Source organism: Salinicoccus carnicancri Crm (assembly GCF_000330705.1).
GTDB lineage: Bacteria > Bacillota > Bacilli > Staphylococcales > Salinicoccaceae > Salinicoccus > Salinicoccus carnicancri.
In genome coordinates this window covers 116,844-135,219 of the sequence record NZ_ANAM01000008.1, presented here as the reverse complement: position 1 = coordinate 135,219, position 18,376 = coordinate 116,844, and the positions used below count along the sequence as shown (strand labels likewise).

The following is an 18,376-nucleotide window of genomic DNA, read 5'->3' as shown; positions in this document are numbered from 1 at the left end:
AAGCGGTGCGGGACCGCTTCTAATGATTGAGGGCATAAAGCACAAGGAGCCCGTTTAAAATGCCGAAGACCAGTGACAGCATTGTGCCGACCAGTACGTATTCACTTTCCTTGTGCACCCTGTTATCTTCTTTTCCGGAAGGGAATCTCAATATTGACTTGGCTGCTATGATGAGCGCAAGGGCAGTATATTGATTGAAGACGACGAATATTACTGCAAGCAGTCTCTCACTGTACCCGATTGTCATGCCGATATTATCGGTTTTCTTATATTTTATGCCTGAGAGCAGGCTGAGCAGCTGTTTGATAAGCCATCCGCTCGCAATATACATCAGGACTGAAAGTGAAATGAGCAGTGTTTTCATGGTTTGAATCTCCTTTCAACCGACTCCCGGAAACGGCCATGCACCCCTTCGCGGGAGATGCCGTAATGATCGGAAAGGTACGTCATGATTATGCTGAACTGCCGGCCGCGGGATTTGCTGTAGTGGGCGGAGACTGTAGATTCGTTCTTGTCAAGGATACGCGCAATGTCTGTCTGGCGCCTGCCAGAGAGTTTCAGCAAAGCGACTTCGCGCTGGAGCGGCGTCATATTATTGATGATATCTGTCAAGTACATGAGAGGAATGGCTATCCTGTCCGGCAGACCCGGGGATGTAAAATCCTGGATTGCCGATTTTTTGATCTCCCCGAGCGCCTCCCTCGTATCTTTGATCGACTGGTGGCTCCACTGTTCGGGGTCTCCCGCCGGCGGTTCCACATCTGCTGTATGGAAACTGCATTTGAGCGGGAAATCATTGTGGGGCCACAGCAGTTTGGCATAAATTGCTATGAAAAGGGTATTGTGGGGAGTGGAGGATAATACAAAAAGTTCGTCTCCCATGCGATAGTCGACATGGGAAAAGTCATCATCCAGAATCCACGTCCTTATGTCGGATTCCAATGTCTTCAGGTCATCGAAAACTTCTTTGTCCGCTCCGGAACTGCCGGAAATGTCCATGATCAGGGATGATATCATGTGTGAAAACCTCCTCAATGTTATAATACAGACGACTGTAAGTCAGATTATACACAAATTCGTCTTAATAAGCGAATTAATTAAAATTCGTCTTAATAAGCGAATTTAAAATGAGGCCCTCAGGGAAATGATGGAGAAGGCAGTATAAATCTGATAATATAATCTAGGTATCAAAAATAGGTGACAGGAGTGCCATTATGCAATTTACAGAGTTAACGATACAGGAATTCGAGCGGTTTACACAGGCTCATTTCAGCCACTTCACCCAGACAGTGGATAACTATAATCTGAAAAAGGATGCAGGAGTGGAAACATACCTGGTCGGAGTCAGGGATGGCGGAGAAATAAAGGCAGCGAGCCTTGTGACACTGACTCCTGTGATGAAAGTGTTTAAATACGCCTACACGAACCGTGGACCTGTGATGGATTACAGTGACAAACGTGTTTTTGATGCATTTTTCGAAGGTTTGACAGAGTTTCTAAAACCTAAAAAAGTGATGTATGCAAGAGTGGATCCTTATGAAGTCATCAAAGAACGCACTCATGACGGAGAAATCACCAAAGATATGGGAAACCGATATATATTCGATTATTTCAAGGCCCTTGGGTGGAGCCATACAGGTTTTACCAAAGGTTTCGATCCGGTGGTCCAGATCAGATGGCATTCCGTACTGGACCTCGCTGGCAAGGACCCGAAAACACTGCTTGAAGATATGGACAGCCTGCGGAAGCGGAACATCAAAAAAGCGCAGAAGAACGGTCTTCATCTGCGCTATCTGGAACTTGACGAAATCGATGTATTCAGGAAATTCATGAAAGACACTTCCGAGATGAAGGCATTCATAGACCGGGATGATGAATACTACATCAGCCGCAAAAAGCATTTTGGGGATAACGTACTGATTCCGCTCGTCTATGTGGATCTTGAGGAATATAATGAATCGACACAGAAAGACCGTGATCAGCTGGTCAAAAATATCGATAAGGCAAAAAAGACCCTGGAAAAGGATCCGGCCAACAAAAAGGCGGAGAAAAAGATCACAAACCTTGCTGAACAACTGGAAAATATCGAGGAGAAGCTTGCCGAAGGCGAAGCACTTCTCCAAAAACACGGCAGGGAACTGCCAGTGGCGAGCTCCTATTATTTCATAACACCGCACGAAGTGGTCTATCTCGCCGGCGGCAGCGCAAACGAGTTCAGACATTTTGCAGGGAGCTATCTGATCCAGTGGCATATGATTAACTATGCGCTTGAAAATGATATTGATGTATACAATTTCTACGGAATCAGCGGTGAATTCACCCCGGAAGCGGAAGATTACGGCGTAATCCAGTTTAAAAAAGGCTTCAATGCCAAAGTGTTTGAATATATCGGGGATTTCATCAAACCGGTCAACAGACCGGTATATACTGCATATAAAGGCCTTGTAAAACTGCGCACTTTCACAGGAAGGTAGGATAAAGAGAATGAAATTTACGGAACTCACTGAAGAGGAATACCAGAAATATATTGAAAAAGGGGAGGAATCCGCCTTTTTTCAGATGATAGAAAATAAGGCTAACAGGGAGCAGGACGGACAGGAAGTCCGTCTTCTCGGTGTAAAGGATAGGAGCGGGAAAGTTGTGGCAGCCTGCCTTTTCACACTAAAAAATACCGGAATGGGGAAAAAATTCTACTATTCCAACCGCGGTCCTGTCCTCGACTATCATAATCACGGTCTTGTCAGATTCTATCTGCAGGAGCTTTCGAGATATCTCAAGGCGAATAACGGCCTTTACGTCAAGCTGGACCCGAATTGGATCTACAAAAAGTATGATAAGGATGTAAACGGGAAAGAAGATTATGAAACGCAGGATCATCTCATAAAGATCATGGAGGATGAGGGATACGTGCACCAGGGATTCACCCGGGGGTACTCAAGAACCTCGCAGGCACGCTGGATGAGCGTTCTGGGTCTCGCTGGATTTGATGAGAAATCACTGGTGAAATCGTTCGATTCACAGAGGAAGCGCAATATAAAAAAAGCGCAGAAATTTGGAGTCAAAGTTCGTTTCCTCGATGTGGATGAAATAGATATTTTCATGGAACTCTATAAAGATACTAGTGAGCGCCAGGGTTTCTTTACACATCCAAATCCCAAAGAGTACTTTACCAACTTCAAGAAAACATACGGGGACAAGGTCCTCATTCCGCTTGCCTACCTTGATCTGTATGAATATGTGGGCAACCTGAAGGACCAGCTGGATGACGTGAGGAAAAAGCACAGCCAGATGATGGAGAAAGAAAATAAGAATGACAAGACACTGAACAAGATTGCCGAGGCTGAAAAGCAGATTGAAAAGCTGCAGGCGGACTGGCGGACAGCCAACGCAATAAAAGAGCGGGAAGGCAGGATCATCAATCTTGCCGCCGGCATCTATTTCGAAACGCCTTATGAAATGGTCTACAATTCCGGAGCGAGCTCGTCTGAGTTCGCCCAATTCGTCGGTCCTTACATGATGCATTATGAAATGATGAAATACTGCATGGAAAAGGGGATTGACAGGTACAACTTCTACGGTGTCAGCGGCGATTTCTCGGAAGATGGTGAAGACTACGGGGTCTACCGTTTCAAACGTGGCTTCAATGCAGAAATCGAAGAGCTTGTCGGAGATTTCGTAAAAGTAATCAGCCCGCTCCAGTACAACATCTACAAGGTGAAAAGCAAACTGCAGCAGATGAAAAAGTAAAATCAGGAAGGGTTTGTCCTAAACATGCAAACATCACCAATCCAGGAGAGTACTTTCAAGGCATTCATGGAAGACTATGACAGTTATTCCCATTACCTGCATGATGCACTCTATTATGACTATATATCCAAAATCCAGGAAGTGCATCTGCTCGGGCTCTATGACGATGAAGAGCTTGTGGGTGTGTCCATGCTGAGTGCGACCCCTGTACTCAGAAGGTACAGATTGTTCACTTCCCACACAGGACCGCTCATCAAAAATTTCACAAACGAGCGTCTTGCGTTCTTTCTCGGTGAAATCGATGATTACGTGAAGAGGAACCATGCTTTGAAACTCATCCATTCACCGTACCATATATATAGAATCAGAAATGGCGAAGGCGAAGTCATCGACAGTGAAAAGAACAATACTGAAATCGTGGACATCTACACAGAACTCGGCTACACCCACCAAGGGTTCACGAAACAGCTTGTCACTGAAGAGCTTCTCAGACACCAGGCAATCCTGGACATTACAGAAAGTGAAGACGAACTGATCAGGAACATGGATTCGAAGACGCGGTACAACACACGTGCAGTGGAACAGATGGATCTGAAACTCAGGTATTTGGATGAAGATGAGTATGACAAGTTCGTAGAAATCTATAAAGATACAGAAGAACGCATCGGCTTCGATCCGGTAAGTGGTAAAAAGATCAAGAATCTGCTCAAAACGCTGAAGGACAGGACCTATCTAACGCTGAGCTATATCGAAGTGGACAAATACCTCGAGCGTCTGAACAAAGAGCTTGATGCCCTGGAGGCCGAAAAGTCCGATATGGAGAAAAAACTCGAGAGCGGACAGGGGACAAAGCGCATGAAGGGGCGCCTGAATGAGATGAAAGATCTGGTAGCGAATAAACAGAAAAGAATCGCCAAAATAGGAGAGGTTCAGAAAGAATACGGCAATACCATTGAGCTGTCTGCGGCGATGTACTACTATAACAACCATGAGATGGTCTATCTGTTCAGCGGCAGCTATCCGGAACATTCGATGTTCATGGGTACGAACTTTACGACATGGGAAATGATTAGGAAAGCGAAGGAGCTGGGGCTTCCAAGATTCAATTTCTTCGGGCTCACAGGTGATTTCACGGAAAACTCCAAAGACTATGGTGTTTACAAATTCAAAAAGGGCTACAATACCTTTATTGAAGAGTTACCAGGAACATTTTATAAAGTATTTAATAAGCCGGTATACATGATAGCGGAAAAATTGAATAAGGTATAGTCACTCCGCGTCTGTTCGGGAAGTCAATTGCTGAAAGAAAGGGGGCGGGTGGAATGGGGTATATGCCTGCCATTGCTGTTTTACTGATTATATTGGCAGCTGTCTCTATGCATTCACGGGTAACCAGGTTGGAACAGCGTATGAAATCTATGCAGCAGACATTGGATCATTTGACTGATCAAACGGAAATACCAGAAAACCCAATAAATGATGAGCTGCGTAAACTTATTGAAGAGGGAGACGATATAAAAGCGGTTAAAAAGGCAAGGGAAACTTTGGGACTTTCATTGCTCGAGGGAAAAGAATATATTGATGAATTAAAGAATCCCCTGTCAAGTAATGGAGCATAATACAGACGGGGCAAAAATTGAATATTAACTAAAGAAAAGCCCGGGTGCTGTACAGCACCCGGGCTTTATTCATAATATTATCTGCCATGTTTATTTGTATTCTCTGTAGTTGTTTTAAATTGTTCATGCGCGAGTTCTCTGCACACTCTAGGCGCAGTCCAGAATGTTGTCACCATCAAAAGTGCGACTGGTACTGCGGTTACAACGATAAAGGATTGTAATGAACTGATACTATCCTCACCGATAGTCAGCAGCAATATTGCCACAGCCCCCATTAGCAGCGCCCAGAAAACACGCATGGCCCCGGAGGGGTCGCCGCCCCCCGTGATAGCCATTGAAATGGCCAGGGCCATCGAATCGGTGGTAGTCAGTACAAATACGACAGTAGCTATCATGAACAGTAAGCCGAGTATGAAGCCCATGGGTAATTGTTCTGTAGTGGCGATCATCGCTGCAGGCGCGCCGTTGATGTCAAGTGCAGAAGAGATGACCCCCGGATTGGAGATTTCCTGAAAAATGCCTGTTCCGCCGATTACAGTAAACCAGAAAGTGGTTACGACCGGTGAAATAATTGCTACTGCAATGACAAGTTGGCGTATCGTACGCCCCCTTGATATACGTGCGACGAGAATGCCCATCATCGGTGCATATCCCAGGAACCATGCAAAGAAAAATACGGTCCAGGCACTTAGCCAGACATCATCCCTCCGGAATGTACTCATGGTGAAAAAGTTCTGAATATACACACCAAACGACTCGATGTAATTGTCGAATATGAAAAGTGCCGGTCCGACAGTCAATATGGCTGCTACAAGAAAGACAGAAAGTATGACATTGTAAGTGCTTAATATTTGAATTCCTCTGTATATACCTGTCAATGCTGATATGGCAGCTATGATTACAACAACCGTAATGATGATTGCTTGTACTAAAAATGTATTCGGCAGGCCAAGCAGCTGATTGAAAGCATATCCAGCCTGCAGGCCAAGAAAACCAATTGGTCCGATGGTTCCTGCTGCTACAGCGATTATGGAGAATGAATCAATGAGAGTACCGAGTACATTTTTTTGAGAAATTTTATCACCGAGAAGGGGATAAAGCAGCGATCTTGGTTTCAATGGAGCATTTCTATGATAGTGTGCGTACATTAAAACGATGGTGCCGAGTGTTCCGAGTACAGCCCAGGCAAGGAAGCCCCAGTCTACAAAACTTGTTGCAAGTGCCGGAACCACCGCTTCAGATGTGGCGCCAGAAACTCCTTCAAAGTGGGGCGGCACTTGCAGGAAATGGCTGAGTGGTTCGGCAGCGGCCCAAAATACGCCGCCACCTGCCAGTAGAGTACACATAATCACGGAAATCCATCTGAAATTACCGATTTCAGGCCGGTCCATTTTACCCAGTCGAATATTGCCGTACTTAGAAAACGCTAAAACCAGGGCCATTATGAAAGTTATCAGCATGATAATCTGGTAGACGCCGCCGAAATATGTTGCAGAGAGTGTGAAAAGCTGATTGACAAGGCGCGTCACAAAGTCCTGGTTTAGTATGCCGGCTATTACAAATAACAGCAATGTACCGCCGCTGATGATAAACACTGGCCAGTCGATAGAATTATTTTTTCCCTTTACATGATTCAAGTTATCTCTTCTTTCTCTGAATGTGTAGTTGCTGTTTATAAAAGGTAGGGATGTATATGATGAGAAAAGAGATAATGTTGAAGTTGCTGAGATTTTGTCATCATTATATACCACTTTAAAACATCTGCTTGAATACACAGAATATCAATTACATAGAACCATTTCAAAAACAAACAGTCTATAACAATAAAGCGTATTAAGTCCAGAGTCAAGAAAAAAATCAAAAATTATTAATTCTGATAGTTGAATACTTTTGTAACCTGAAGGTTAAAATTTACAAGTCTATTTAACGAGGGTTTTACATACAACTATATAAAGTTAACTAATTTTGAATAAAGTGTATTAAATGTTGTATTTTTTGTTGTATTTTATTCAAAGTCGGTTTATAATCAACTTATAACCTTTTAAATACATTATATGGAAGGGATGTAAAAATGAGTAAAATAGGATATGCAAGAGTGAGCACAAGGCACCAGAACCTGACAAGCCAGTTGGATATGCTCGAAAACGCAGGATGCATCAAAATATTTTCAGAAAAGGTGAGTGGCAGGAAAACCGACAGGACAGAGCTTGAGAATTGCCTGGATTACATGCGGGATGGTGACACATTGGTCATCACAAAGCTGGACAGGCTTGGAAGGACGACGAAACAGTTGATAGAACTGTCAACTGAACTTGAAAAAAGCGGGATCGATCTGGAAATCATCAATATGAATATCACGACAAAAGATCCGATGGGAAAAATGTTTTTCACGATGATGTCGGCATTTGCAGAGCTTGAAGCGAACCTGATGAGCGAAAGGACAAAGAAAGGTCTCGAATCAGCGAGAGCACGCGGCAGAAACGGTGGCAGACCCGGAGTCAGCGAAGATAAGAAAGCGATGATCAGGTCGCTGTATGAAACACAGCAATATACAGGCAGTAAAATTGCGGAAATGGCCGGTGTATCAAGAGCGACTGTATATAAAGTCGTAAATGAATCAAAAGAGCAATAGAATGCCATGATGAACATGAGCCGGTTCGGGTGAAGATGCCGAACCGGCTGTTTCTATATGAATTCGGGTATCATTGAGAGGGTTTTTTAAATTTTTAAAAATAAAGTTTACATAATATATATTATAGGAAGTTATGGGTGTTTGCAAAAGAGGGCCCTACGCCGGTGACGTATTTCTTCCACTGATCATATTGCGACTGTCTGTAACCCTGGGTCTTCTGCAGATGATAATATTTTAATTACAGTCAGCTGTTCTATACTTATATGGTCTTCTGTGAGTGCCATAATATCATTTAACTGTTCATTTCATTTGAAATCCGGCTGTAATGCATTATGAAATTCACCGCGCTTATGATTACAAATTACACCGCCGTCGTTATCTGCTTTCTGCCTGTTCCAATTCGTCCCGGACCAGTTATGTTTACTTCATATACCCCGGGTGAACCATCATGACGGTGAATCTCCTTTTTGTCAGGAATTTCATCCCTGCGAGTAGAAAATGGTTCCACGCGCCCGCTTTGCTCTGTCATTAAAAATAAGCTGCCGTAACCGGCAGCTTATTTTTATTTCCTCCTTCTTTTTTTGCTTTTCTCATCTGTATCATCTTCTGTGTGCTGCTCACCCATTTCCCTTTGGGCAACTTCTTTCTTCTTCCGTCTGCCCCTTGTATAGAACCACATCAGGATACTGACCAATAAGGACAATATTCCAAGGAAAACGGCGTATCCCGTCAGTGCCTCCCAATTCGTCGTTTCTATGAAATTTGGAATGACGAATGCGGCAAGAATCATCACAATAAAAGTCAATACGGGGATGATGAAGTATTTCTTCAAAGCCAATGGCACCAGTGCACTGAGTATGAGCACTGTTAGTATACTGATAATATAAAAACTGACATCCTGAATCATCATATTCACCTCGCTTCATAATAATATTCTCGCAACGGCAATAATTAAAACATAATATATCGTCTATTAACGATTTAAATTTTTTGAATTTTCATGTATAATCGAGTTATTACTTCGGTTTTCGAAATTTAAAGGAGTGTTCACATTATATGGAAGAACTTAAATCTAGAAGTCAGGTTGAAGAAAAGCATACATGGGACCTATCAGACCTTTTCCCATCGGATGATGCATTTTATGAGGCTGTACAATCGTTCAGGCCGCGTGTGGCAGATTTTTCCGGACGTTATGCCGGTAAATTGGCGGATGCCGCGACTGCAGTCCGGGCAATCAATGAATTGAAGTCTCTGGCCGAATCTTTGGTGCCGATCGGAACCTATGCGAGCCTGAGTCTTTCTGCCGATCAGAGTGATGCAGAATCACAGAAGCTCAGCTCAGCATCCTCGAATGTCTCTGCATATTTCAGCAGTGAAACGAGCTTTGTCAAAAGTGAGCTTCTGGCTCTGGATGAATCAGTGCTCGAGGATATCAAAGTACAGGCGCCCGACCTGTCAGTATTCATCGATGACCTGTTGAGACAGAAGCCGTATCAGCTGGACCCTAAGGTCGAGAAAGTGCTTGCCTCCTACTCTTCTGTGTTCAACGGCCCTTATGAGCTTTACAACAAGACGAAGCTGCTTGATATCGACTTCGGTACTTTTGAGGCAGATGGTGTGGACATTCCCCTCTCCTATCTGTCATTCGAAGGTAATCTGGAAGGCCATGAAAATACGGAAATCAGACGGAATGCATTCCGGGCCTTCAGTGACAAGCTCCGGGAATATCAGCATACGACGGCCGGCACCTATAATCTTCAGCTGAAGAGGGAAAAGACAACTTCCGACTTGCGGGGGTTCGAATCTGTAATCGATTATCTGCTTCATGGACAGAAGGTGGATCAGGAAATGTATCACCGTCAGATCGACATGATCATGGGGGACCTGGCGCCGCACATGAGACGGTATGCAAAGTTGCTGAAACGCGTCCACGGTCTGGATACGATGAAATATGAAGATCTGAAGATGCCCCTGGATCCCCAGTCGGAACCTGAAATCAGTATCGAAGATTCACGGAGGTACATCAATGATGCACTGGCCATCATGGGGGATGACTATCTCGGGATGGTCAATCGTGCCTATGATGAGCGCTGGATTGATTTCGTGAAGAATAAGGGGAAATCCACCGGGGCATTCTGTTCGAGTCCATACGGGACACATCCATATATACTGATTTCATGGACATCACTCATGACGGAAGTATTCGTTCTCGCACATGAACTCGGACATGCCGGGCATTTCTATAATGCAAACCGTGAACAGAATGTATTCGATGCAAGAAGCTCGATGTATTTCATCGAGGCACCAAGTACGATGAATGAGATGCTGATGGCCAATCATCTGCTTGAGAACTCGGATGATCCAAAATTCAAGCGCTGGGTGATCAGTTCAATCATTTCCAGGACATACTATCACAACTGCGTGACCCACCTCCTTGAAGCTGCATACCAGCGCGAAGTCTACAAAATGGTGGATAATGATGAGAATGTAGCTGCCGGTGATCTGAACACATTGAAACGCCGGGTTATCTCGGAGTTCTGGGGAGATGATGTGGAAATCACAGAAGGTGCAGAACTCACATGGATGAGGCAGCCGCACTACTACATGGGCCTTTATCCGTATACTTACTCGGCGGGGCTGACGATTGCCACTTCAATGAGCAAACGCGTTCTTTCTGAAGGGCGGCCGGCAGTCGATGACTGGCTCAAAGTGCTGAAATCAGGCGGCACGAAATCACCGGTGGAGCTTGCGCAGATGGCGGGTGTCGACATCACTACAGATAAGCCGCTCAAGGAAATGATCGATTACATCGGCGAACTGGTGGATGAACTGGAAAAACTGACAGAAGAAATAGAAGGATGATTGAAAATGCCTGGCTGGGACCTCCCAGCCAGGCATTAATGTTTTACTGCTCTTTCATATATGTTTCCGAGACTGTCTGCTCTATCCTGCCCTCTTTCATCAGCCGGCCGAGGGCGCGTTTGAATGCGCCTTTTGACATGTTGAACGCCTCTTTGATATCTTCCGGAGAGCTTTTGTCGTTGAGCGGCATGGAACCGCCGTTTTTAGTAAGGTAATCGAGTATTCTCTCGCTGTCGTCGTCCATCTTCTTATATGCCTGTTTGAGGAAGGAACCGTTGATCTCGCCTTCATCATTGATGCCGATTACCCTGAATTTCTTTAGTTCACCGAGTCTTGGCTCATCTTCCCGTTCGGACTCATGGACGAAAACCTTTCTGCCGTCGTCAGTCAGCAGGAAGGTACCCACTTTGAGCAGCCTGTAAGGCCGCCCCTCGAGCCATTTGTTCTTCAGTTCTGCAAAATCTGCTTTTTTAAGCGGCGTGAAGCGTTCCGCAACTTCATTTTCCGAAATCAGGCGGCCGTACAGCTGATTGTCGCTTTCAGCTCTCAATTTCATGTAGATTTCGTCGCCCTCTTTTGGCCATACTGACTTCAGCTTTGGAAGGTCGATCCAAGGCACGAGGATTTCCCTCGGTGCACCGATATCCACATATGCACCGTCACGGTTGACTTCCGATACCTTTGCAAACCCGTATTTATCAATACCGACAGTTGGGACAACCGGTGCGGCAAACAATTCACCACTGCGGTTCGGATAGATGAATGCGCTGACATCCTCGCCTATTTCATACTCTTCGTCAGATGCCGAGGCATTCATGCGGATATACGTATCCTCTTCCGTCTTCAGATGATACGTCGATCCTTCTTTTTTGATCACTTCCAAAAATTGTACTGTACCTGAAATGTGTTCCATTGATTAACTCCTTATTGTTGGATGGATTCTATGATTTCGGTCATATCCCTGTTAAATACGAGCGTTGCGTCCCGGTCGAATGATGTCGGATCTTTATTGATGATGATGAAATGCCCCCCGTTGAAATAACCGGTCATTGCGGCTGCCGGGTTGACGACCAGTGATGAGCCGAGGACGACCAGGACATCTGCATTTGATATTTTATCAATCGCGGAGAATATCGCCTGTTCGTCGAGCATTTCACCATAAAGAACGATGTCGGGCCTCAGTACTCCACCACAGCTGCAGTGCTTCATATCCTGTGACATTACCGTTTCCTTGGAGAACTGTCTGCTGCAGCTTACACAGTAGAAGCGGTTCAGCGTCCCATGCAGCTCATCTACATGTCTGCTGCCGGCATCAGAGTGGAGGCCGTCGATGTTCTGTGTAATGACCCCCAAAGACCGGCCTTCCTTTTCCAGTTCAGCAATATATTGATGAACGATGTTCGGTGTTTTATCAGCCAATAAAAGCCGCTTTCTGTAAAACTTTATAAAGCTCTCCGGATCGTCATTCAGATGGTCGGCACTGAGCAGGTATTCCGGCGAATGTCCTTCTTTAGATATTTCATCAAACAGACCGCCCATGCTCCTGAAGTCAGGGATGCCGCTTTTTACAGAGACGCCGGCCCCTGTGAAGAACACGATGCGGCGACCTTCATCCATTATCTCTTTAAACCGTCGCAAATCGGTATCCATAGGTAACATGCCCCCTCGAATTATATTTCAATGGTACCATAAATGTGGTATCATCGCTTAAGAATATCATTAAAGGAGAATGCCTATGCTACAGGTTACTGATGTGAGTCTCAGATTTGGTGACCGCAAGTTGTTTGAAGATGTAAATATTAAATTCACCCCGGGGAACTGCTATGGTCTGATAGGTGCCAACGGCGCCGGGAAATCGACTTTCCTGAAGATATTATCCGGAGAAATGGATGCTCAGACAGGACATGTCAGCATGGGGAAAGATGAGCGGCTCGCTGTACTGAAGCAGGATCATTTTGGATACGAAGATCAGCGTGTACTGGATGTCGTGCTGATGGGTTACACGAAACTGTGGGAAATTATGAAGGAAAAGAATGAAATATACATGAAGCCCGATTTTTCCGACGAAGACGGTATCCGTGCTGCGGAACTTGAGGGAGAATTCGGAGAGATGGGCGGCTGGACTGCCGAAGCGGATGCAGAAGGCCTGCTCCATGGTCTTGGTATCGGACCGGAGCTGATGGACAGCCAGATGTCTGAACTTGAAAACAATCAGAAGGTCAAAGTGCTGCTCGCCCAGAGCCTGTTCGGCAATCCTGATGTCCTTCTGCTCGATGAGCCGACAAACGGACTGGACATTGAAGCCATCCAGTGGCTTGAAGACTTCCTGATCGACTTTGACAACACAGTGATCGTCGTGTCCCATGACAGACACTTTCTGAATAACGTATGTACACATATTGCCGACCTCGACTTTGGAAAGATCCAGCTCTATGTCGGTAACTATGATTTCTGGTACCAGTCCAGCCAGCTTGCCCAGCAGATGGCGCAGGAACAGAACAAGAAGAAAGAAGAGAAAATCAAGGAGCTCAAGGACTTCGTGGCACGTTTCAGTGCCAACGCCTCAAAATCCAAACAGGCAACAAGCCGCAAGAAGATGCTCGACAAGATCGAGCTCGATGATATCAAGCCTTCTTCAAGGAAGTATCCGTACGTCAAGTTCACACCTGAACGTGAAATCGGGAACGATCTTCTTTATGTCAATGAACTGTCGCATACTGTCGACGGTGTCAAAGTGCTGGATAACGTGAGCTTCACACTGCAGCCGTATGATAAAACTGTGCTGATCGGCCACAGTGAAATTGCCCGCACCACCCTCCTCCGAATCCTTGCCGGTGAAATCACTCCCGACGAAGGTGAAGTGAGATGGGGTGTGACGACTTCCCAGAGCTATATGCCAAAGGACAACAGCAAGTATTTCGATGGCGTCAACACGAGCCTTGTGGATTGGCTGCGCCAGTACGCACCGCCTGAAGAACAGACGGAAACTTTCCTGAGAGGGTTTTTGGGACGCATGCTGTTCAGCGGAGAGGAAGCCAAGAAGAAGGCAAATGTCCTTTCCGGCGGAGAGAAAATGCGCGCAATGCTTTCCCGCATGATGCTGTCCCAGGCCAATGTCATCATGCTTGATGAACCGACGAACCATCTGGATCTTGAAAGCATCACTGCGGTGAATGAAGGACTCAAAAGTTTCAAAGGTTCCATCATCTTCACTTCCTATGACTTCGAGTTCATCAACACAATCGCCAATAAAGTTCTTGAAATCGAGCAGACTGGCGCAATTGTCAAAGAGACAACATATGAAGAGTACCTCCGTGATAAAGGTCTGATCAGGAACTGAGTTTTTAGATTATTATATAAAATTTCAACAAATGAGTTTACAGAACCATGAGTTGTATGTATAATGACATTTATAATTAAATAGCAAATATGGATGAGGCGCATCAATCATCAGTAACCGCTTTTGACAGTCTGCGAACTGGAGCGTGTGAAAGGGTGCGATGCCGAAATGGTTCCCTGTTGCAGCAGGGTTCCGTTGGATCTGGTGGTTAAGAGCTACAGGTTTGTCATTATTTTTTTGAATAATGGAGTGCATCACTTGTAGATAAATTCAGAACAAGTCCGGCATTCCGCCGGACTTGTTTTTTTATTGAGCGAGTGCCTTCTATATACAGGGGGGAAATATGGAAAACAGTGTTTTGAAATTTGGCGGTACTTCAGTTGGAGATTTTGACAAGATCAGAGAAATTGCTGAGTCACTCAGGGACCGGACAATTCTGGGCGAGAAACTCATTGTTGTAGTCAGCGCGATGGGCGGGACGACGGACGAACTGCTTTCCAATGTAAGAAGACTCTCCCCTGCCCCGAAAGACGATCATATTGCCCTTCTCGTCACAACCGGGGAGCAGCAGACGATTTCCTATCTTTCGATAGTGCTTGAGGACCTTGGTGTAAAGACAAAGGCGATGACAGGCTTCCAGGCAGGCATCAAAACGTTCGGCAGCCATATGAAAAGCATGATTTCAGGGGTAGACGAAGCATGTCTGCTAAATGCCCTGCAGGAAAACGATGTCCTGGTTGTCGCAGGGTTCCAGGGGATGAACGAACAGAATGAAATCACAACCCTGGGGCGCGGCGGCTCTGATACTACTGCAGTGGCAATTGCAGCAAGCTGCGGGATGCCCTGCGAGATCTATACGGATGTCGACGGCGTCTATGCAACAGATCCGAGAGTATATGAACAAGCAAAACGGATTTACAGCATTTCCTACGAAGAGATGATGGAAATGAGCGCTCTCGGTGCGGGAGTCCTGGAAACACGGAGTATTGGGATTGCGAAGAACCATTCCATCCCGCTGTATCTGGGGAAAACATTATCGGAAGAGGAAGGAACATGGATTATGCAGGACAGCAAAGTGCTCGAAAGGAAGGCGGTGATTGGCGCCGCTTTGGATGAGGATATCATCCATGCAACTATTTTTGAACCTTGTGCCGAATCGACTCTGATGTTCGATCTCTTTAAAAAATTCGACCAAGAATCCATCAATGTGGATATGATTTCACAGATGTCGGGCAACGACGGATGCCAGTTGTCATTTACAGTGAATGATGCTGAATCAGTCCTGCTGGATCAGATATTCGCTGAGATAAGGCTGCTTCATCCTGACATGTCGCTGATACTGGAGACGGATTATTGCAAGGTCTCCATCATCGGTTCGGGGATGCGCGACATGTCTGGTGTTGCATCGAAAGCTTTCATGGCACTTAATGACTCGGGCATCAGGTTTTACCAGACGACGACATCTGAAATCAGTATTTCCTATGTCGTTGATAAAGAATACGGTAAAGATGCAGTGGAATCACTTGCCACTGCATTTGATCTATAAATCAGGAGGAGAATGTTAATGGTGAGAGTAGCTATTGTAGGAGCAACAGGTGTTGTAGGAACAAAAATGATCGAGATGTTTGAGCAATATGGTATCAAGGCAGATGAAATCACGCTGCTGTCCTCAGCCCGTTCAGCCGGAAAGAGTCTTCAGGTTATGGGTGAAGAGCTGACAGTACAGGAACTGACTGAAGAAACGCCGAAACAGGGGTTCGATTATGTAGTGATGAGTGCCGGAGGTTCCACAAGCAGGCAGTTTGCCCCGCTGTTTGAAGAGAACGGTTCAATCGTCATCGACAACTCCAGCCAGTGGCGGATGCATGAAGACATCGACCTGATAGTGCCTGAGATAAATGCGCCGAAGCTTGACAGGAAAATCATCGCGAATCCGAATTGTTCAACTATACAGTCGGTTGTGGCACTCCAGCCTTTAAAGGAAAAATTTGGTCTGAAACGTGTCAATTATACGACTTATCAGGCAGTATCAGGCTCAGGTTCCGGCGGCCTCAGGGATCTCGAAGAAGGAGCACGGGGTGAAGCACCGACGACCTACCCCCGGCCGATTTATGACAATGTACTTCCGCACATCGATGTGTTTCTTGAAAATGGCTATACAAAAGAAGAACAGAAGATGATTGATGAAACCAGAAAGATTCTTGGACTGCCGGACCTCGCAGTGTCGGCCACTTGTGTCAGGGTCCCGGTATCGAACTCTCACAGTGTCCATATGAACGTGACTCTTGAAAATGAGGCAACGGAAGAAGAAGTAAGGGATGCATTCAGGAATATCCCCCACATCATGCTTTTGGACAATCCTGAAAGCAACGAATATCCAACGCCTCTTGAGTCTACGGGAAGACCAGAAGTATTTGTCGGGCGGATTAGACGGGATGATTCCTTAGGGAACACATTCCATGTATGGTGCACTGCGGATAATATACTGAAAGGCGCAGCACAGAATTCAGTCCAAATTCTCAAACAAATCATGGAAAGGGAGTAATTCATTATGAATACTGTAATTTTCGAGGGTATTGGAGTTGCAATGACCACGCCGTTCCGAAATGACGTGATCGACTACGGGGCATTCAGGAATCATATTGAGTATTTGATTGAAAATGATGCGCAGGCACTCATCATCAATGGAACGACCGGAGAATCCCCCACTTTACGTGCCGAGGAAATCCGGGAACTGCTCCGTGTCGGTGTAGAGACTGTAGACGGCCGTGTTCCTGTCATCGCCGGAACCGGGACAAACTCGACGAGCGCTTCCATCGAACTGACGAAATACGCTGAAAAAATCGGTGCGGACGCGATCATGCTCATCACCCCCTACTACAACAAAAGTAACCAGCGGGGGCTGATACGCCACTTCACAGCAATTGCTGATAATACAGAGTTGCCGGCCGTACTGTACAATGTACCGGGAAGAACCGGCATGACAATTGAGCCGGAAACAGTACGTGAATTGAGCACTCACAGGAACATCGTCGCCCTGAAAGATGCGGTGGGAGACCTTGAATATACCAGGGAAGTCCTGGCACTTACAGAGAATCAGGATTTTGTACTCTACAGTGGCAATGACGATAATATGCATGATTTTGTGAAACTGGGCGGCAAAGGGCTCATCTCAGTGGTCGGCAACATCATCCCCGGTGAGCTGCAGGATGTCTATGAACGGATCCAGAATGGTGATGCTTCGGCGCAGGACAGATTCAACCGTGTAATGCCGATGATCAGTGCAGTACAGGTCGATGTAAATCCGATTCCGGTAAAGGCCATGACTGCAGAGCTCGGATACGGGAACAATGAACTGAGACTGCCTCTCATCCCACTCGAGAACGATGCACTGGATGAAGTCATCGAAACGCTCAGACAGTTCAGGGAGGGAACGCTTGTATGAGGATCCTTCTCATAGGCTACGGCACAATGAACAAGATTACAGCGAGGCTTGCCGAAGAGGAAGGGCATGAAATTGCCGGCGTCATTCTAAGGAACAAAGAACGGGATGTGCCCTACCCTGTGTTCGGATCGATTGACGCGGCAGATGCCGATGTGGCAATTGATTTTTCACACCCGGATCTCATACTGCCCCTGCTCGAAGATGAAGTGGAAACACCGCTCGTCATCGCGACCACCGGTGAGAAAGAAAAGATCATCGACAGTCTGAAGAAAAAAAGCACCGTTACACCAGTGTTCTTCAGCGCCAATATGAGCTACGGTGTCCATGTCATGAACGAGGTTCTGAAAAAAGCCCTGTCTATGCTTGATGAATTCGACCTTGAAATGATAGAACGCCATCACAACAAGAAAGTGGATGCACCGAGCGGCACACTTGTGAAACTTCTGGATACGGCAATGGACCACCGTGATGGCAGTTACCCTGTATATGACAGGTCCAATATCCATGAAAAGAGAAAACCTGAAGAGATAGGTGTCAGTGCAGTCAGGGGAGGCTCGATTGTCGGCACTCATGACGTCATTTTTGCAAAAGATGATGAAGTGATTGAAATCAGGCATCAGGCGCAGTCAAAAGAAATATTTTCAAATGGCGCGCTGAAAGCGGCAAATGAGTTAGTAAAGCATTCAGATGGATTTTATGACTATAATAATTTATTCGAGGAGAGATAGTAC

17 protein-coding genes and 1 riboswitch are annotated in these 18,376 nt (G+C 45.8%); of the genes, 11 read left to right on the top strand and 6 right to left on the bottom strand.

Annotated features, from left to right (window positions below; translation table 11 throughout):
• Positions 1-19: 19 nt before the first annotated feature.
• Entirely contained in the window at positions 20-364 is a 345-nt protein-coding gene (locus C792_RS0108340; protein WP_017549015.1) for a hypothetical protein, read from the bottom strand.
• Positions 361-1,017, bottom strand: coding sequence for a sigma factor-like helix-turn-helix DNA-binding protein (locus C792_RS0108335; protein ID WP_017549014.1), 657 nt, complete (start codon positions 1,015-1,017; stop codon positions 361-363). The genes C792_RS0108340 and C792_RS0108335 overlap by 4 nt, the downstream gene beginning before the upstream one ends.
• 197 nt (positions 1,018-1,214) lie before the next feature.
• Here C792_RS0108335 and C792_RS0108330 point away from each other — a divergent pair, with 197 nt between their 5' ends.
• From C792_RS0108330 to C792_RS0108315, 4 genes are read left to right on the top strand one after another with little or no spacing between them, the layout of a single operon-like run.
• The gene (locus C792_RS0108330; RefSeq protein ID WP_017549013.1) at positions 1,215-2,474 is read left to right on the top strand and encodes an aminoacyltransferase; all 1,260 of its coding nucleotides are present in this window, start codon (positions 1,215-1,217) and stop codon (positions 2,472-2,474) included.
• Positions 2,475-2,484: 10 nt separating this feature from the next.
• On the top strand, positions 2,485-3,747 hold the full coding sequence (locus C792_RS0108325; RefSeq protein WP_017549012.1) for an aminoacyltransferase: 1,263 nt from the start codon (positions 2,485-2,487) through the stop codon (positions 3,745-3,747).
• A 24-nt stretch (positions 3,748-3,771) separates the two neighbouring features.
• Positions 3,772-5,016 (top strand): peptidoglycan bridge formation glycyltransferase FemA/FemB family protein, encoded by a 1,245-nt coding sequence (locus C792_RS0108320; RefSeq protein ID WP_017549011.1) that lies wholly within the window; start codon positions 3,772-3,774, stop codon positions 5,014-5,016.
• Between the two features lie 53 nt (positions 5,017-5,069).
• The gene (locus tag C792_RS0108315) at positions 5,070-5,366 is read left to right on the top strand and encodes a hypothetical protein (protein ID WP_017549010.1); all 297 of its coding nucleotides are present in this window, start codon (positions 5,070-5,072) and stop codon (positions 5,364-5,366) included.
• A 77-nt stretch (positions 5,367-5,443) separates the two neighbouring features.
• On the opposite strand, the gene C792_RS0108310 is transcribed toward C792_RS0108315, so the two are convergent.
• Entirely contained in the window at positions 5,444-7,003 is a 1,560-nt protein-coding gene (locus C792_RS0108310) for a BCCT family transporter (protein ID WP_017549009.1), read from the bottom strand.
• Between the two features lie 434 nt (positions 7,004-7,437).
• Here C792_RS0108310 and C792_RS0108305 point away from each other — a divergent pair, with 434 nt between their 5' ends.
• Complete coding sequence (locus C792_RS0108305; RefSeq protein ID WP_017549008.1) at positions 7,438-7,998, top strand: recombinase family protein; 561 nt, start codon at positions 7,438-7,440, stop codon at positions 7,996-7,998.
• Between the two features lie 562 nt (positions 7,999-8,560).
• Here C792_RS0108305 and C792_RS0108300 read toward each other — a convergent pair.
• The gene (locus tag C792_RS0108300) at positions 8,561-8,908 is read right to left on the bottom strand and encodes a hypothetical protein (protein WP_026090294.1); all 348 of its coding nucleotides are present in this window, start codon (positions 8,906-8,908) and stop codon (positions 8,561-8,563) included.
• Positions 8,909-9,054: 146 nt separating this feature from the next.
• On the opposite strand from C792_RS0108300, the gene pepF reads away from it, so the two are divergent.
• Entirely contained in the window at positions 9,055-10,860 is a 1,806-nt protein-coding gene (pepF, locus tag C792_RS0108295; protein ID WP_017549006.1) for an oligoendopeptidase F, read from the top strand.
• Between the two features lie 43 nt (positions 10,861-10,903).
• Here the strand turns inward: pepF and C792_RS0108290 are convergent, their stop codons facing one another.
• Together C792_RS0108290 and C792_RS0108285 are read right to left on the bottom strand one after the other, a co-directional pair.
• The gene (locus C792_RS0108290) at positions 10,904-11,773 is read right to left on the bottom strand and encodes a CvfB family protein (RefSeq protein ID WP_017549005.1); all 870 of its coding nucleotides are present in this window, start codon (positions 11,771-11,773) and stop codon (positions 10,904-10,906) included.
• 11 nt (positions 11,774-11,784) lie between these two features.
• On the bottom strand, positions 11,785-12,510 hold the full coding sequence (locus C792_RS0108285) for an NAD-dependent protein deacylase (RefSeq protein WP_017549004.1): 726 nt from the start codon (positions 12,508-12,510) through the stop codon (positions 11,785-11,787).
• Positions 12,511-12,595: 85 nt separating this feature from the next.
• Between C792_RS0108285 and C792_RS0108280 the strand changes: the two genes are divergently transcribed.
• The 5 genes from C792_RS0108280 to dapB all read left to right on the top strand — a co-directional run bounded on the left by C792_RS0108280 (position 12,596) and on the right by dapB (position 18,373).
• Positions 12,596-14,200, top strand: a complete 1,605-nt coding sequence (locus tag C792_RS0108280; protein ID WP_017549003.1) for an ABC-F family ATP-binding cassette domain-containing protein — start codon at positions 12,596-12,598, stop codon at positions 14,198-14,200.
• 85 nt (positions 14,201-14,285) lie between these two features.
• Positions 14,286-14,463: riboswitch (Lysine riboswitch) on the top strand.
• A gap of 80 nt (positions 14,464-14,543) precedes the next feature.
• Complete coding sequence (locus tag C792_RS0108275) at positions 14,544-15,746, top strand: aspartate kinase (protein ID WP_017549002.1); 1,203 nt, start codon at positions 14,544-14,546, stop codon at positions 15,744-15,746.
• Between the two features lie 18 nt (positions 15,747-15,764).
• Positions 15,765-16,745 (top strand): aspartate-semialdehyde dehydrogenase, encoded by a 981-nt coding sequence (locus C792_RS0108270; protein WP_017549001.1) that lies wholly within the window; start codon positions 15,765-15,767, stop codon positions 16,743-16,745.
• A gap of 6 nt (positions 16,746-16,751) precedes the next feature.
• On the top strand, positions 16,752-17,645 hold the full coding sequence (gene dapA, locus C792_RS0108265; RefSeq protein WP_017549000.1) for a 4-hydroxy-tetrahydrodipicolinate synthase: 894 nt from the start codon (positions 16,752-16,754) through the stop codon (positions 17,643-17,645).
• Positions 17,642-18,373 carry a 4-hydroxy-tetrahydrodipicolinate reductase gene (gene dapB, locus C792_RS0108260; protein ID WP_017548999.1) on the top strand — a complete coding sequence of 244 codons (732 nt, stop codon included), beginning with the start codon at positions 17,642-17,644 and terminating at the stop codon, positions 18,371-18,373. The genes dapA and dapB overlap by 4 nt, the downstream gene beginning before the upstream one ends.
• Positions 18,374-18,376: the final 3 nt, after the last annotated feature.

Bases quoted from the DNA above. Each gene is read 5' to 3' on its own strand.
- C792_RS0108340 (WP_017549015.1), bottom strand. From the start codon at position 364: ATGAAAACACTGCTCATTTCACTTTCAGTCCTGATGTATATTGCGAGC.
- C792_RS0108280 (WP_017549003.1), top strand. From the start codon at position 12,596: ATGCTACAGGTTACTGATGTGAGTCTCAGATTTGGTGACCGCAAGTTG.
- C792_RS0108270 (WP_017549001.1), top strand. From the start codon at position 15,765: ATGGTGAGAGTAGCTATTGTAGGAGCAACAGGTGTTGTAGGAACAAAA.
- pepF (WP_017549006.1), top strand. From the start codon at position 9,055: ATGGAAGAACTTAAATCTAGAAGTCAGGTTGAAGAAAAGCATACATGG.
- C792_RS0108305 (WP_017549008.1), top strand. From the start codon at position 7,438: ATGAGTAAAATAGGATATGCAAGAGTGAGCACAAGGCACCAGAACCTG.
- C792_RS0108315 (WP_017549010.1), top strand. From the start codon at position 5,070: ATGGGGTATATGCCTGCCATTGCTGTTTTACTGATTATATTGGCAGCT.
- C792_RS0108320 (WP_017549011.1), top strand. From the start codon at position 3,772: ATGCAAACATCACCAATCCAGGAGAGTACTTTCAAGGCATTCATGGAA.
- C792_RS0108290 (WP_017549005.1), bottom strand. From the start codon at position 11,773: ATGGAACACATTTCAGGTACAGTACAATTTTTGGAAGTGATCAAAAAA.
- dapA (WP_017549000.1), top strand. From the start codon at position 16,752: ATGAATACTGTAATTTTCGAGGGTATTGGAGTTGCAATGACCACGCCG.
- dapB (WP_017548999.1), top strand. From the start codon at position 17,642: ATGAGGATCCTTCTCATAGGCTACGGCACAATGAACAAGATTACAGCG.
- C792_RS0108275 (WP_017549002.1), top strand. From the start codon at position 14,544: ATGGAAAACAGTGTTTTGAAATTTGGCGGTACTTCAGTTGGAGATTTT.
- C792_RS0108330 (WP_017549013.1), top strand. From the start codon at position 1,215: ATGCAATTTACAGAGTTAACGATACAGGAATTCGAGCGGTTTACACAG.
- C792_RS0108285 (WP_017549004.1), bottom strand. From the start codon at position 12,510: ATGGATACCGATTTGCGACGGTTTAAAGAGATAATGGATGAAGGTCGC.
- C792_RS0108325 (WP_017549012.1), top strand. From the start codon at position 2,485: ATGAAATTTACGGAACTCACTGAAGAGGAATACCAGAAATATATTGAA.
- C792_RS0108335 (WP_017549014.1), bottom strand. From the start codon at position 1,017: ATGATATCATCCCTGATCATGGACATTTCCGGCAGTTCCGGAGCGGAC.
- C792_RS0108300 (WP_026090294.1), bottom strand. From the start codon at position 8,908: ATGATGATTCAGGATGTCAGTTTTTATATTATCAGTATACTAACAGTG.